Annotated in this window: 16 protein-coding genes; 10 read left to right on the top strand and 6 right to left on the bottom strand. The window is 47.8% G+C overall.

Annotated elements, in window-relative coordinates:
• Positions 1-53 precede the first annotated feature (53 nt).
• Both RBK99_RS09955 and RBK99_RS09950 read left to right on the top strand, forming a co-directional pair.
• On the top strand, positions 54-1418 hold the full coding sequence (locus tag RBK99_RS09955; protein ID WP_317504454.1) for an SLC13 family permease: 1365 nt from the start codon (positions 54-56) through the stop codon (positions 1416-1418).
• A gap of 60 nt (positions 1419-1478) precedes the next feature.
• Complete coding sequence (locus tag RBK99_RS09950; protein WP_317504453.1) at positions 1479-1817, top strand: zinc ribbon domain-containing protein YjdM; 339 nt, start codon at positions 1479-1481, stop codon at positions 1815-1817.
• Here RBK99_RS09950 and RBK99_RS09945 read toward each other — a convergent pair.
• On the bottom strand, positions 1814-2308 hold the full coding sequence (locus RBK99_RS09945) for a DUF4199 domain-containing protein (protein WP_317504452.1): 495 nt from the start codon (positions 2306-2308) through the stop codon (positions 1814-1816). The two genes, RBK99_RS09950 and RBK99_RS09945, sit on opposite strands and share 4 nt — an antisense overlap.
• Positions 2309-2411: 103 nt before the next feature.
• Between RBK99_RS09945 and pgsB the strand changes: the two genes are divergently transcribed.
• The 3 genes from pgsB to pgsW are packed head-to-tail and all read left to right on the top strand — an operon-like array spanning position 2412 to position 5355.
• The gene (pgsB, locus tag RBK99_RS09940) at positions 2412-3617 is read left to right on the top strand and encodes a poly-gamma-glutamate synthase PgsB (protein ID WP_317504451.1); all 1206 of its coding nucleotides are present in this window, start codon (positions 2412-2414) and stop codon (positions 3615-3617) included.
• Entirely contained in the window at positions 3614-4189 is a 576-nt protein-coding gene (gene pgsC, locus RBK99_RS09935; RefSeq protein ID WP_317504450.1) for a poly-gamma-glutamate biosynthesis protein PgsC, read from the top strand. Before pgsB ends, pgsC begins: the two co-directional genes overlap by 4 nt.
• A 14-nt stretch (positions 4190-4203) precedes the next feature.
• Positions 4204-5355, top strand: coding sequence for a poly-gamma-glutamate system protein (gene pgsW, locus RBK99_RS09930; RefSeq protein ID WP_317504449.1), 1152 nt, complete (start codon positions 4204-4206; stop codon positions 5353-5355).
• A 38-nt stretch (positions 5356-5393) separates the two neighbouring features.
• On the opposite strand, the gene RBK99_RS09925 is transcribed toward pgsW, so the two are convergent.
• Both RBK99_RS09925 and RBK99_RS09920 read right to left on the bottom strand, forming a co-directional pair.
• Positions 5394-6284 carry an LOG family protein gene (locus RBK99_RS09925; RefSeq protein ID WP_317504448.1) on the bottom strand — a complete coding sequence of 297 codons (891 nt, stop codon included), beginning with the start codon at positions 6282-6284 and terminating at the stop codon, positions 5394-5396.
• A 75-nt stretch (positions 6285-6359) separates the two neighbouring features.
• Positions 6360-6806, bottom strand: a complete 447-nt coding sequence (locus RBK99_RS09920) for a GNAT family N-acetyltransferase (RefSeq protein ID WP_317504447.1) — start codon at positions 6804-6806, stop codon at positions 6360-6362.
• A gap of 139 nt (positions 6807-6945) precedes the next feature.
• Between RBK99_RS09920 and RBK99_RS09915 the strand changes: the two genes are divergently transcribed.
• Positions 6946-8136, top strand: coding sequence for an MFS transporter (locus RBK99_RS09915; protein WP_317504446.1), 1191 nt, complete (start codon positions 6946-6948; stop codon positions 8134-8136).
• Between the two features lie 5 nt (positions 8137-8141).
• Here RBK99_RS09915 and RBK99_RS09910 read toward each other — a convergent pair whose 3' ends face one another.
• A complete protein-coding gene (locus tag RBK99_RS09910; protein WP_317504445.1) occupies positions 8142-8564 on the bottom strand; it encodes a secondary thiamine-phosphate synthase enzyme YjbQ in 423 nt (140 codons plus the stop codon).
• Between the two features lie 86 nt (positions 8565-8650).
• Here RBK99_RS09910 and RBK99_RS09905 point away from each other — a divergent pair, with 86 nt between their 5' ends.
• Together RBK99_RS09905 and RBK99_RS09900 are read left to right on the top strand one after the other, a co-directional pair.
• Positions 8651-9085, top strand: a complete 435-nt coding sequence (locus RBK99_RS09905) for a nuclear transport factor 2 family protein (RefSeq protein WP_317504444.1) — start codon at positions 8651-8653, stop codon at positions 9083-9085.
• A gap of 23 nt (positions 9086-9108) precedes the next feature.
• Positions 9109-9387 (top strand): peptidylprolyl isomerase, encoded by a 279-nt coding sequence (locus RBK99_RS09900; RefSeq protein WP_317504443.1) that lies wholly within the window; start codon positions 9109-9111, stop codon positions 9385-9387.
• A 2-nt stretch (positions 9388-9389) separates the two neighbouring features.
• On the opposite strand, the gene RBK99_RS09895 is transcribed toward RBK99_RS09900, so the two are convergent.
• Positions 9390-9860, bottom strand: coding sequence for a hypothetical protein (locus RBK99_RS09895; protein ID WP_317504442.1), 471 nt, complete (start codon positions 9858-9860; stop codon positions 9390-9392).
• A gap of 132 nt (positions 9861-9992) precedes the next feature.
• Between RBK99_RS09895 and RBK99_RS09890 the strand changes: the two genes are divergently transcribed.
• On the top strand, positions 9993-10616 hold the full coding sequence (locus RBK99_RS09890) for a methyltransferase family protein (RefSeq protein ID WP_317504441.1): 624 nt from the start codon (positions 9993-9995) through the stop codon (positions 10614-10616).
• Here RBK99_RS09890 and RBK99_RS09885 read toward each other — a convergent pair.
• A complete protein-coding gene (locus RBK99_RS09885) occupies positions 10594-11652 on the bottom strand; it encodes a GGDEF domain-containing protein (RefSeq protein WP_317504440.1) in 1059 nt (352 codons plus the stop codon). The genes RBK99_RS09890 and RBK99_RS09885 overlap by 23 nt on opposite strands.
• A gap of 131 nt (positions 11653-11783) precedes the next feature.
• On the opposite strand from RBK99_RS09885, the gene RBK99_RS09880 reads away from it, so the two are divergent.
• A complete protein-coding gene (locus RBK99_RS09880; protein WP_317504439.1) occupies positions 11784-12683 on the top strand; it encodes a diguanylate cyclase domain-containing protein in 900 nt (299 codons plus the stop codon).
• The last annotated feature ends 14 nt before the right edge of the window (positions 12684-12697 follow it).

The following is a 12697-nucleotide window of genomic DNA, read 5'->3' as shown; positions in this document are numbered from 1 at the left end:
ACTTCTCCATTATCTTACAGTGTAAACATGAATTGGATGTGACAACCGCTTAAATGAAACATTTAGCACTCGGCCCGATAACAGCCCTTATCGTATTGCTAACGACGCAACTGGCGAACATGCCACTACCTGCGGCGCTGACTTTAAGCACTGTGGTCTGGGTCGCCTGGTGGTGGGTAACCGAGTGCATCCCGTTGCCTGTCACGTCTCTACTGCCTTTTGTCTTGCTTCCTACTTTTGGTGTCATTGATACGCAAACAGCCGCTGCTGCTTTAGGCGATAATATTATCCTGCTGTTTATGGCCGCTTTCATGCTGGCTAAAGCGGTTGAGGCTAGTGGTGTGCACAAGCGTATGGCATTATCTCTGGTGAGCCGAATTGGTGCCAACGACGGTCGCAAAGTGGTTATTTCGTTTATGGCTGCAACGGCTTTCCTGTCCATGTGGATTTCCAATACCGCTGGTGTTCTCGCACTATTGCCCGTCGCCTTAGCACTGGCGGATGCCAGTGAGGACAAAAATTTTCAGCAATCTCTACTCTTAGGTTTGGCTTACGCCGGCTCGCTTGGTGGTATCGCTACGTTAGTCGGAACACCGCCGAATTTGATTTTTGCATCCATTTACCAAAATATGACGGGATCCGAATTCAGCTTCACTCGCTGGTTGGGCATCGGCTTACCAATGGTCATCATAGGACTTCCCGTAACGGCACTTTGGCTAACGCGGAATGTCCGGCTGTCTAAACCTCTTCAGTTACCAACTGCGACAGCGATGACAACCTATGAAAAACGCGTATTGACTGTCTTTGGTTCCGTCGTTCTTCTTTGGATAACACGTACGACGCCCTTCAACGGATGGACAGGCCTGCTCGGTATTGGCAGCTTAAATGATGCAACCGTAGCCTTAGCCGGAGTCATCGCCATGTTTGTTATTCCCAGCGGAAAAGCCACAAACGAAAAACTATTAAACTGGTCATTGGCGAAAGACATCCCCTGGGGTATTTTACTCCTGTTTGCCGGTGGTATTTGCCTGGCCCGCGGCGTAATGGAAAGTGGTCTGGGTGAGCTCATCGGTCAGTCACTTACCGCTCTAGATATTTTGCCGCTTTGGTTATTAATCTTCGTCTTAACCCTAACAGTGTCCTTTGTCACTGAATTTACTTCCAATACAGCGACCGCTACCTTACTTATGCCAATTTTGGCAGCAACCGCCACCGCGCTCGATCTGCCTGCTGAGTTACTGATGATACCGGCCGTTATTGCTTGTAGTTGCGCTTTTTGCATGCCTGTAGCAACACCACCCAATTCAATTGTTTTTGCCTCAAAACGGATAACGATAAAGACTATGGCAAGAGAGGGTATGGTGCTCAACATTTTGCTCGCTGTTGTGACAACATTGGTGGTACTGCTGTTTGTCTAGTGCGCTAGAGACTTTGGCAGGCTATAATTGCTCGCTTTCGTCCCCTTTAAAGGATCTGATATGAGTGACTTCCCTGCCTGCCCAAAATGTGAATCAAGCTTTACCTACCACGATGGTACTTTACTCATCTGTCCTGAGTGCGGCCACGAATGGTCTGAGAGCGAGCCGGAAGCAACAGACGACACACCCACATTCCGTGACGCCAACGGCACTCCGTTAGTCGATGGTGACACCGTCACTGTGATTAAAGATCTAAAAATAAAAGGGTCTTCGTCGGTGGTTAAAGTGGGCACCAAAGTTAAAAATATTCGCCTTATCGACGGTGATCATGACATCGACTGCAAAATTGACGGTATCGGTGCCATGAAACTAAAGTCTGAATTCGTTAAAAAAGTCTAATCCTGACTGGGTTGCGGTGTTTTCATGAATACCGCAACTATTGCCGCCGTAATTGCTCCAATAACCAACGCGAACAGCATCGACTGCACAATATAACTGCCCAGAGTAAAATAGACTTCGGCCTCTTCAGCAGTCATTTTTCCCTGAGTGACCGCAAAAGCACTCACATTGTCGAAATAGTTCGGCGAGATTATTACGTGGGTTATCCACTGACTTATTGGCGTTAAAATGGCAACCACCACCGCAATAATCAGACCGCTGAAAAACCCCTGCTTCCACGTCATCGATCCATTCAAGTCCTTTTCTCGTTTTTCTTTGAGTGCTAAAACGTAGATCCCAATAGCGATGAGCGCAAAGAAGTTCGTGTAAGTCGCATGGTAAGCAATATAGTTGTCGTGCAAACCAACTAACCTCTCCATTAACATCCACAACAAACCGGCTATGGTGAAAAGAACACCCCATTTTATTTCTGTTTTTCGTTGTTTAAGCATTTTGGATTAGCCTTTTGTAAAGATCCCTAAAAACAATAGCATTATTAAGAGATAGTCTGTAATTATAGTCGCGTTTTAAATGATTTCCTTCAGGAGGTTTCCCGTGGAAATACCCAGCATGCTAGCGATTGTGGCTGCACTGTGGGTTGTTCTCATCATCGCCGGTGCTTTTGAAGCCATCCGCCACTGGGCGCTGGTTCGTAAGATACCCGTTCGAGTCCATGTTAATGGTACTCGGGGAAAAACCAGCGTTACCCGGTTAATTGCTGCCGGGTTGCGTGGTGGCGGTAAACGTATCTGCGCTAAAACGACCGGATCAGCCGCGGCTATTACCGATCCCAATGGACGAGAATTCCCTATTTACCGAATCAGCGGTGCCAATATTATTGAGCAAATGCGCACGCTTAAACGAATGGCAGCATTGAAGCCCGAAATTGTCGTGATGGAATGTATGGCACTGCAACCACAATACCAGTCACTGAGCGAACTGCGCATGGTCCGTTCTACAGTCGGCGTTATTACCAATGCCCGCGCCGATCATTTAGATGTGATGGGGCCTGGTGAAAACGATGTCGCGCTGGCTTTGGCAGGCAGCACACCGGTTAAAGGCGACTTATTTACAGCAGAGCGCGATTTACTTGATGTCTTTAAGCACTCGTGTCACGACCGGAAAAGTGAGTTACATGGCGTAACAGAAGAGGAAGTGGCTGCGATTAGCGAAGAGACCATGAAACGATTCAAGTACGCCGAACACGCCGAGAACGTCGCTCTGGCACTGAACGTTTGCGAACACCTCGGCGTTGATAGAGAAAAGGCACTCGATGGTATGGTCGCACTAGAGCCTGAAGCGGGTGCAATGCAAGTGCTGCACGTCAATTACTTTAAGCGAGAGATTGTTTTCGTCAATGCCTTTGCAGCCAATGACCCTGAGTCTACCGGGCGTATATGGGAAAACATGCTGGAAAAGTATGGCGAAGGACGACGCAAAATTGTGTTAATTAACTGCCGCGCCGACAGACCACACCGTTCCCAACAAATGGCTGAAGATGCGGTGAAATGGACCGAAGCAGACAAATACTTGCTGATGGGGTCTGGCACCTTCATTTTTGTCCGTAATGCAGTCAAATACGGGCTAGACCCGGAAAAACTCCTCGTCATGGAAAATGCTCAAATGACAGACATTACTGAAACAATTTTAGAAGAATCTGGCCGCAGCGCCTTAGTCGTTGGCATGTGCAATATTCATGGCGGTGGCGAAGAAGTCGCTCGCTTCTTCCAGAACAGAGCAATCAAAGAGGAGGACCTATGATTGCGTTAAACATTCTGGCCGTTGCCATTGGCGTCGGTTTATTTTTTACTCTTTTATTGTCACAGGCATTAGGGCTTGCAGCGGGTGGCCTGGTTGTTCCTGGTTACGTCGCGCTACAGTTAACCGAGCCGCTAAGTCTGGCTATCACCTTAATCGCCGCGCTTATTACCTACTTTATTGTTCGCGTCATTGCCAGTTTCGCCATTATCTATGGACGTCGCCAGACCATCATTATGATTCTGACCGGCTACCTCATTGCCGGTCTAATCGACTTATTCCTCGGAAACCTGGTTAACTGGGTGGATCTTCAAATGGTTGCAGGGGGCGACAATGCCCAGGCCCAAATAGCAACACTTGAATCAAGCGTAATGATGTCGGTCATGCAAAGCAGCATTATTGGTTACATTATTCCGGGACTCATCGCCATCTGGTTTGATCGTCAGGGCGTTTTGCAAACACTTTGTGGCTTAGCAGTCACCGCTGTGTTAGTGCGTTTGGCATTAATTATTATTATGCCGGAATCGTTACAAATGTACGAAGCAAGCCAAGCATTCCAGATGCCAGGCTGGTAACAGGAGGACGAATCATGAGTAGTTTTACAAAGATTTATTGGCGTTCGTCGGGCGTACCAACCTGGGGACTCATTTTCCTTATTGTTTTATCGGTTATCGTTATCGTTGCTGCCGAAAATGTAAAAAAACGGGACCCTATCGTAGAAGAGAATTACGCGACCATGGTGAATGCAGCAAAAATCATGCGTGAAGGCATGCAAGTTCTGAAGCCGTTACGAGCGAAGTTAGCGCCAATTAACCCCGAATTTGATCCACAGCGGTCCGGCTTAATTGGCCTTGAGAACAGTATCGTCACTACCAACCATGGTGGGCGCGAGTCAAAGCAAACCACCGTTAACCCTAATTGGGCGGCTGTTGCTGTCAAATTGTTAGCAAAAGCCGGGGTCAAAGAAGGTGATTTAGTGGCTGTTACTGTGTCGGGCTCTTTTCCGGCGCTGAATTTAGCGACGTACTCTGCAATTGAAGCAATCGGTGCCAAAGCAGTGGTTATCGCATCAGCGTCTTCATCGCAATGGGGCGCAAACGTACCTAACTTTCTCTGGCTGGATATGGAGCGCGCACTCAGACAAGCTGGTGTCATAGGCATAAAACCTATCTATGCCTCTATTGGTGGCATTGAAGACCGCGGCATTGGCATTGCCGAAGAGGGCATTAAATCCATCCGCAATACTATTAAACGAGCCGACATTAATCTGATTGAACCGGCCAACTATCAAGAAGCGGTCGCAGACCGGATTGCCATATTCCGTGAATATTCGGCCGATCGCCAGTACCAGGCTTATATCAATGTCGGTGGTGGTGCCACGGTCGTTGGTCCTCCCGGCATTGACGATATGTTTAAATCTGGGCTACAGGAAGATGCGCCAGCACGAGCCTACGCAGTTGATACTGTTATGGGATACTTTTTACAAGAAGACATCCCCAGCATCCACTTTATTGGGATAAAGAACATGGCTGAACGTCACGGGCTTCCTCTTATGCCACAGGAAGTTGTTCCGGTTGGTAACGGGGGAGTTTATTCGGCGGCCGTTTACAATCGATGGTTAGCTCTCGGTTTGGGCATTGGATTATTCGCCATGACCTGGCTTATTGTCCGCTCAGCTCGTATTACCAGTTTATGGCGCAGAACAGGCGAGAGCGGCAAAGGCACGAAACCGATGGTTTAAGGGCGTTACGTGTAGCCTTAACTGAGAAATGGGAGCCTCTAATTCGGGCTCCCATTTTTTAAGTCATAACAATGACAGATAGCTCGCCAGGCTTCTTCAGCGGTATCCACCATTTGGAAAAGCTCCAAGTCCTGCTCGGTAATCGTGCCTTCCTCCACCAGTACATCAAAGTTAATCAGGCGACTCCAGAACTCCGACCCGACAAGTACAATAGGTACCGGTTCTGACTTTTTAGTTTGTACCAAAGTTAAGGTCTCAAAAAGCTCATCAAGGGTTCCGAACCCACCGGGAAACGCAACTAGCGCGCGGGCCCGTTGTAAAAAATGCATTTTACGAATAGCAAAATAATGAAACTGAAAGCAGTATTCTGGTGTTATGTAAGGATTCGGTCGTTGTTCATGAGGTAATACGATATTGAATCCAATACTTTGTCCCCCGGCTTCCATCGCTCCCCGGTTTGCAGCCTCCATAATACCCGGCCCGCCACCGCTGACAATCATCAGGTTTTCTTCATCGTGTCGAAGGTTATGCTCAGTCGCAATACGTGAAAAGTCCATAGCCTGCTGATAATAAGCACTATTTTTCAAAGCCCGCTGAGCGCGCTTTACGTTGCCTTTTAAACTGTCGTTATCGGGCTCTTTTGCTAACCTCTGCTCAGCAATGCCAACGTCATGTTGTGCCTGCTCAGGAGAAAGGAACCGCGCACTACCAAAGACAACAATAGTCGCATCTATCTGATGCTGTTCTAGCGTCAGCTGAGGCTTTAAATACTCCAGCTGTAAACGCACGGCTCGCAAATCGTCCTGTAGTAAGAACTCGTTATCGGCAAACGCAAGCTTATAGGAGCCTTGCCCTTCTATTTTTGCGATAGATTCTTCCGACTGCTTTGCTGAAATTAAATGACGCCGGTGCAACTCGTTATCTGCCATGGGAGTCCCTATTCATAGGTTTACTGGTAGCCAACAGCGGCTAGTTTATTTAACTAAAGGGCAAAGCCTTTCGAATTATTCCTTCTCTATACGCATAGCAACCATGCCTTGATTTTCACCTATCTCACAAAAACCAAGGCTTTTATATAACGCCCGGGCCGGCAAGTTTTCGGGGTAGACATTTAACGTAATAAAATCTGCTTGTTTATGAGTCCAGGCATTTTCCATTAAGGCTTTTACAAAGGCTCTCCCAAGTCCTTTACCTCTAACTTTCGGGCTCACAATAAGACACGCAATATGAATACCCTTTTCGATTTTTTCGTAAGCCTGCGCAAAACCAATAAGCTCTTCTTCATGATAAAACGTAAAGGTTCCGCGTTCGTCAGCTTTAATCTGCTGCCAGATGGCGTCGGCTGAGCTGCCATAACGAACTTTTTCACCAAACCATAACCGGAATTCGGCAGCATTTTCCGGCCAGTTAAGCGCAACTTCTAACTCGTCTATTTCTGCTTTTTTCAACATCGCTCTTTTTCTTGCCGTCGTTTTTTAAGTAAATTATCACAGAAGAAAACCCAACGTCGCGTTAGTTCGTGAACTAAGGTAACGTAGCGCCTGTAAAAATAAACGACTTAACGATACCAATCAGCGGGAAAATCGCGCCATGCTAAGCAACGCTAAACTTCACCAAAAGCTCGCTTTACCTCTGATTATCCTATCTCAATTACTGGGCACCTCCTTATGGTTTAGCATTAACGGTGTCTGGCTGCCATTATCTGCTGAGCAACAACTCACTGAGTCCGACTTAGGCGCGTTAACTTTAGCGGTGCAACTGGGCTTCATTATCGGTACGCTAGCCCTGGCATTAACCGGTTTTGCCGACCGCTATAGGGCCAGCCAGATCTTCCTGTTTTCAAGCATTGTCGGAGCCGCTGTTAATGCGTTATTCATTGTCACCGTTGATCACGCGGCCCTAGGCTGGTTACTGCGATTTTTAACTGGGCTCTGCTTAGCCGGCATTTACCCTATGGGCATGAAGCTGGTGATATCCTGGGTCCCCCGTTATGCCGGAAGTGCGCTATCCTGGCTACTGGCAATGCTCACCTTAGGAACCGCTCTGCCTCATCTTATGCGCGGCGTGACCCTGGATTTTTCCTGGCAAGTGCCCTTATTAGCGTCTTCGTTACTCGCCTTGCTCGGCGGGCTTCTGGTCGGTTGGCTTGGAAGCGGCCCGCACTTACCCAGCACGACGTCAAACCACACTCTGCGTTCCGGGTTACGCGCCTTAACCCAACCTAAGTTCCGTGCTGTTGCCATAGGTTACTTTGGTCATGCATGGGAGCTTTATGCCTTTTGGATGTTAACCCCATTATTGGTGTTGCAGCCACTAATATCACTCAACCTCCCCTTAAGCGCGGTACCCTGGCTGGCCTTCTGCATTATTTCCATTGGCAGCCTCGGCTGCATTGGAGGCGGCTTAATGACGAAAAAGTTAGGAGGACTAACCGTGGCCCGACTGGCGTTATTCAGTTCGGGTACTATCTGCTTACTGTACCCTTTGATGACAGAACTACCGGCTTGGCTGCTGGTTGGCTTGCTGCTGTTGTGGGGACTCACGGTTATTGCCGATTCACCACAGTTTTCAGCGCTGGCCGCTCAGTTTGCACCAAGGGAAAACGTTGGTTCCGCCTTAGCCATAATGAACGCCATCGGCTTTTCTCTAACACTGCCGGCAATATGGCTAACCAGTCACTTATGGTCTCTACATAATGAATGGGTTACCTGGCTTCTATTCCCCGGCCCGGTTATTGGCTTATGGGCAATGCGCAAACTGACATCGCGCTCTCAAGTTTAAGGCGTTTACTCACCCTGTAACGTCAGCACCAGAGTACGTGCACCGCCATGATCACGGTGCTCACAGAGATAAATTCCCTGCCAGGTACCGAGGTTTAAACGACCTTTGGTCACCGGAACAGTCAAACTACTGCCGAGAATGCTGGACTTTAAATGTGCAGGCATGTCATCAGGCCCCTCAAAGGTGTGCCGATAATAGGGCGCATTCTCCGGTACCATTTCATTAAAATGGCTTTCAAAATCCTGCCGCACCGTTTCGTCGGCGTTCTCATTAATTGTCAGGGAAGCTGAGGTGTGCTTTATAAACACCTGCAATAAACCCACATCAACCCGACCAAGTCGGGACAGAGCCTGTTCAACGTCACTGGTAATAATATGAAAGCCTCGCGGCTTTGCTGGTAATTGAAGTTCGGTTTGTTTGATAAGCATTTGTAAACCTGTTTGCCGTAAATGAAAGCATGCCATATGCTTACAGCATACCGAAAACAACGGCATGACTTAAAGGAATGATGACAATGCGTTACTTACTATTAGCTTTCACCTTTTTATTCAGCATTACCGGTTTCGCGCAAGACAGCGTAGAAGAAGCCACAACGAAAGCCGTCAAAGGTTTTCTTTACGGTGCCAGCATCAACTCGCCTAAAGCCCATGACCGCTTCTGGGCAAAAGAGTTAACTTACACCAGCTCCAGTGGCGAGCGTTTCGGTAAAGAACATCTCATGTCAGGGTTAGAAGGTGCAGAGCCTAAAGACCCTGAAGACGTAAAAGTGTGGTATGGCGCGGAAGATATTGAAGTAAAGCAATTTGGTGACACCGTTGTGTTTAATTTCACACTAACGGCCGAAGAAGAAGGAAAAGTCACTCAGTACTATTATAATACCGGTGTTCTTATTGAGCGCGATGGTCGCTGGCAAGCCGTTAACTGGAACGCGACCAAAGTCCCTGAATAAACTCGACAACCGCGGAGGTACCAATGGCAAGAGCACACGCAGTACATATTTTAGTAGACACCAAAGACGAAGCTGAGAAGCTAAAACAACAATTGGCAGAAGGTGCTAAATTTGCTGACTTAGCCCGTAAGCACTCACTTTGCCCCTCAGGCAAAAAGGGCGGTGACTTAGGCGAATTTAGCCGCGGCCAGATGGTTCCCGCTTTTGATAAAGTGGTTTTCAACAAACCCACACTGGAAGTCCACGGACCGGTCAAAACCCAGTTCGGCTGGCACTTAATTAAAACGTTGTCACGCAGTTAACACTATTTTGACTTACTAGCCGGGTCGGTACGCTCACTAGAAGGATCTACATAAATAGCGATGCCTTCCCCGGTTTTATCGGTCAGGCCGAAAGCTTTCCCCACGCTGAGACCAAAACCTACATTACCAGAATAACCACCAGCCCCCGTACCAACGTAAATAGAGTCACCTTTTCTATCACCTGTTTTCTGCAGCAATACGCCATTGGCGCCCACTTTTGCGGCTTCTTGCTTTAAGCGCTTTAACACCGCTTCCATTTTCGCTTGCTGACTAAAACTCCAGGACGCGTCACTGGTCGCTTCTATGAGCGCAATTTCTTGGTAGTGTTCCGGTTTCTCCAAATAGACCTTAACCTGCTCAACCGCAATTTCAGGACGCGCGTCGCCAATCAGCACAGAGGAGGAAGGAGCCGCACACCCTGTCATTATCAGCAGTCCGCCTAAAGCTAAACTATAAAGAATATTGTGCTTCATAACACCACTCTCATTTTTACTCGCATGACTAATCAATAGCACAGAAACGGATTTTTCACTCAACTCTTTCAATATCTTTAGGGAACCGTAAAATAGGAGGGGTTAAGCAGACCAACTGACCGGAGCGCTTTATTGTTTGATATCGACCTAATTAGCCGCCACTTTTTAGCACTGTACTTTTTATTTATTGCCGTTCATTACGCCAGTACCGCTATTGGGCTATCTAGCCGAACCACGCAAAGCCACATTCAGTATGGAACCAAAGGCAGTGCGACTTGGTGGATAAGACAAGTCTTTAACCTGTTTCGTACCGCCATTTTAGCAGTGTGTATTGCTCGGGTCTTTTTTCCATTAGACCCATGGCTCGGCGTTATTACTCCGCTGTATACCCCTTGGGTGCTCTCTATAGGCATGGTGACTATGCTGATATCCCTTGGGTTGGTCAGTTACAACCATGCCTATATGAGACAAGACTGGCGCTCTGGTATAGATTCCGATGAAAGCCGCTCGTTGCTGACAAAAGGACCTTTCGCTCGAAGCCGCAACCCCATGTTTTTGGCCATTATGCTGGGTCAATTCGGGCTTTTTCTGACCTTACCCAGCCTATTTACGCTGATTTGCCTGGCAACTGGCGTAGCGATGATACGCATGCAGGCGGTAAAAGAAGAGCAGGCGCTGAGTGAATTTTATGGTGACGAGTATCTACGCTATAAAACGCAAGTACCGCGCTGGTTCAAATGGATGCATCCCAATTAGCGACAACCGTATTGCGCCCATCAGCTTTTGCCTGGTAAAGGTTTTTATCCGCGGTTTGCAGTAGCGTTTCAGCAGTATCACTTTCATTGCTACCTGACGCAGTAGCAATACCAATGCTCACGGTGGCATTGATGTCATCAAGCAGCGTTTGGCTATTCAGTTTTTCCACGACTCTGTCTGCAATATGCGCCGCTTGGGTGGCATCCGTTTTAGGGCAAATAATTAAGAATTCTTCACCACCCCAGCGACCAACTAAATCACCGTCGCGTGTCGCCTCTGTCATTATACGAGCAATGGCGACTAAAACTTTATCACCAGCTATGTGGCCATACTCATCATTAATGCGTTTGAAGTGATCCACATCCAGTAGCAACACCGAGGTAGGTTGGGCGTCTCGCTTCGAAACCGCCAGTAACGTCTTTAACGTGTTATCTAGATGCAGACGATTAAAAATCCCTGTTAAAGGATCCGTTACTGACGTTTTCTGCAGCTGTTCATAAGCCTCACGCCTTGAGCGTTCATAATAGCGAAATAGAAAAATTTGTGCGGTGGCCACCTCAGCAAAATTAAAAAACGCTCCTAAACTTAAGTTTCCGGGAATGCCCTGGCCCAGCAGCTTATATAAAAACCAGCCGCAGTAGGCAAACACCAGCCCTGTGACCCAAGTACCTGCTGTTGGCCCCAATAAGAAAAAAGCAATGGGGGGCAAAATGGTCACCCACAACAATGAATAATTTCGCCCTTCGGCTAAATGGATAAAGGCGAGCAGCACGAAAACCAACGTCAAGGTCACTATCCACCCAGCCACTTTGAAGTTACCGCCACGGCTTACGTAGAAGTAAATAGCAGCAGCTAATGCGAAGCCAGAGAAGTCATACACCGCAATATCGGCAGCATCAAACAGAGTAATATTCAGCAAGCCTATTAAACCGAAATAAATCAGCATGATTAGCAAAACGCTGTATATCAGTGACACCTGATGATAACGGGGATCATCAGCACTAATGGTTGGATGGTACTTACGCCAATATTTCATAGGTCGTTTTTTGTTCCTTTTTTCCTATGCTAGCGCGGTTCCGTATGTATTGGAACTTGTATGATCACAGGTTACTTATGCCGCCGCTTCCTTTAAGATTAAGAAAACGGAAAGAAATACTGAGCAAACTAATGACTAAAACTGCATTCGCAGACCTTGCCGAGTATATGGATCTGCTACTCGACGCCATTTGCGTCGTCGATCAGCAACACCGGTTTAGCTACTTAAGCCCTGGTGCGAAGCGCGTCTTTGGTTATACGCCTGATGAGATGATGGGTTGTTCAATGTTCGACTTCATTCACCCTGATGATCACCAGTCAACGATGGCGGTAGCGCAGCAAATAAACTCCGGAGATCAGGTGGTGCATTTTGAAAACCGCTATCGACGCAAAGACGGTTCGATTGCGCACATACTTTGGTCTGCTCGTTGGTCAGAACGAGATCAGATGAGGGTTGGCGTTGCTCGCGATATTTCTGAGCACAAACGGTTAGAGTTAGAGCGTGAAGCTTTGATAGCTCGGCTGGAGCATATGGCACTCACTGACCCATTAACTCAACTGCCTAACCGCGCTTTGTTTTATGACCGAGTCAAAACATCTCAAAAGCGAGCAGAGCGGGACGGAAGTGGATTAGGACTGCTTTATCTGGATCTCGATAAATTCAAGTTCATTAACGACCACTACGGTCACGCGACAGGGGATCAACTGCTAAAAGAGGTGGCCCAACGCATTGCGTCCGCAGTTCGCGCAACCGACACGGTTGCTCGCCTGGGTGGGGACGAGTTTGTGGTGCTTATTGATGCCGTACCAACAACCAACGGTGACACTAATACAGTGCATACCGTTGCCGAGAAAATTCTTCACGTAATGCGCTCCCCCTTGCAGTTACCGCACGGTGAAGAAGTGGTTACCTGCAGCATGGGTGTGGCATTGTGGCCCACAAGTGGCGATACCGTAGATACTTTAATCAACCAGGCAGATCAGGCTATGTACCGTGCTAAGCGAAAAGGTGGAAATCAGTTGAGTGAATAGCCGATATAAAAAAG

Origin of the sequence: Idiomarina solivarensis, assembly GCF_033052755.1 — a bacterium.
Taxonomy (GTDB): domain Bacteria; phylum Pseudomonadota; class Gammaproteobacteria; order Enterobacterales; family Alteromonadaceae; genus Idiomarina.
Note: the sequence above shows the minus strand (reverse complement) of the source record. Positions and strands in the feature narration are given on the sequence as shown.

What these genes read in the sequence shown, in the direction of transcription:
- RBK99_RS09920 (WP_317504447.1), bottom strand. Translation starts at nt 6,806, where the DNA reads ATGTTGAAAAAAGCAGAAATAGACGAGTTAGAAGTTGCGCTTAACTGG.
- RBK99_RS09880 (WP_317504439.1), top strand. Translation starts at nt 11,784, where the DNA reads ATGACTAAAACTGCATTCGCAGACCTTGCCGAGTATATGGATCTGCTA.
- RBK99_RS09905 (WP_317504444.1), top strand. Translation starts at nt 8,651, where the DNA reads ATGCGTTACTTACTATTAGCTTTCACCTTTTTATTCAGCATTACCGGT.
- RBK99_RS09900 (WP_317504443.1), top strand. Translation starts at nt 9,109, where the DNA reads ATGGCAAGAGCACACGCAGTACATATTTTAGTAGACACCAAAGACGAA.
- RBK99_RS09945 (WP_317504452.1), bottom strand. Translation starts at nt 2,308, where the DNA reads ATGCTTAAACAACGAAAAACAGAAATAAAATGGGGTGTTCTTTTCACC.
- pgsC (WP_317504450.1), top strand. Translation starts at nt 3,614, where the DNA reads ATGATTGCGTTAAACATTCTGGCCGTTGCCATTGGCGTCGGTTTATTT.
- RBK99_RS09895 (WP_317504442.1), bottom strand. Translation starts at nt 9,860, where the DNA reads ATGAAGCACAATATTCTTTATAGTTTAGCTTTAGGCGGACTGCTGATA.
- pgsW (WP_317504449.1), top strand. Translation starts at nt 4,204, where the DNA reads ATGAGTAGTTTTACAAAGATTTATTGGCGTTCGTCGGGCGTACCAACC.
- RBK99_RS09915 (WP_317504446.1), top strand. Translation starts at nt 6,946, where the DNA reads ATGCTAAGCAACGCTAAACTTCACCAAAAGCTCGCTTTACCTCTGATT.
- RBK99_RS09910 (WP_317504445.1), bottom strand. Translation starts at nt 8,564, where the DNA reads ATGCTTATCAAACAAACCGAACTTCAATTACCAGCAAAGCCGCGAGGC.
- RBK99_RS09955 (WP_317504454.1), top strand. Translation starts at nt 54, where the DNA reads ATGAAACATTTAGCACTCGGCCCGATAACAGCCCTTATCGTATTGCTA.
- RBK99_RS09885 (WP_317504440.1), bottom strand. Translation starts at nt 11,652, where the DNA reads ATGAAATATTGGCGTAAGTACCATCCAACCATTAGTGCTGATGATCCC.
- RBK99_RS09950 (WP_317504453.1), top strand. Translation starts at nt 1,479, where the DNA reads ATGAGTGACTTCCCTGCCTGCCCAAAATGTGAATCAAGCTTTACCTAC.
- RBK99_RS09925 (WP_317504448.1), bottom strand. Translation starts at nt 6,284, where the DNA reads ATGGCAGATAACGAGTTGCACCGGCGTCATTTAATTTCAGCAAAGCAG.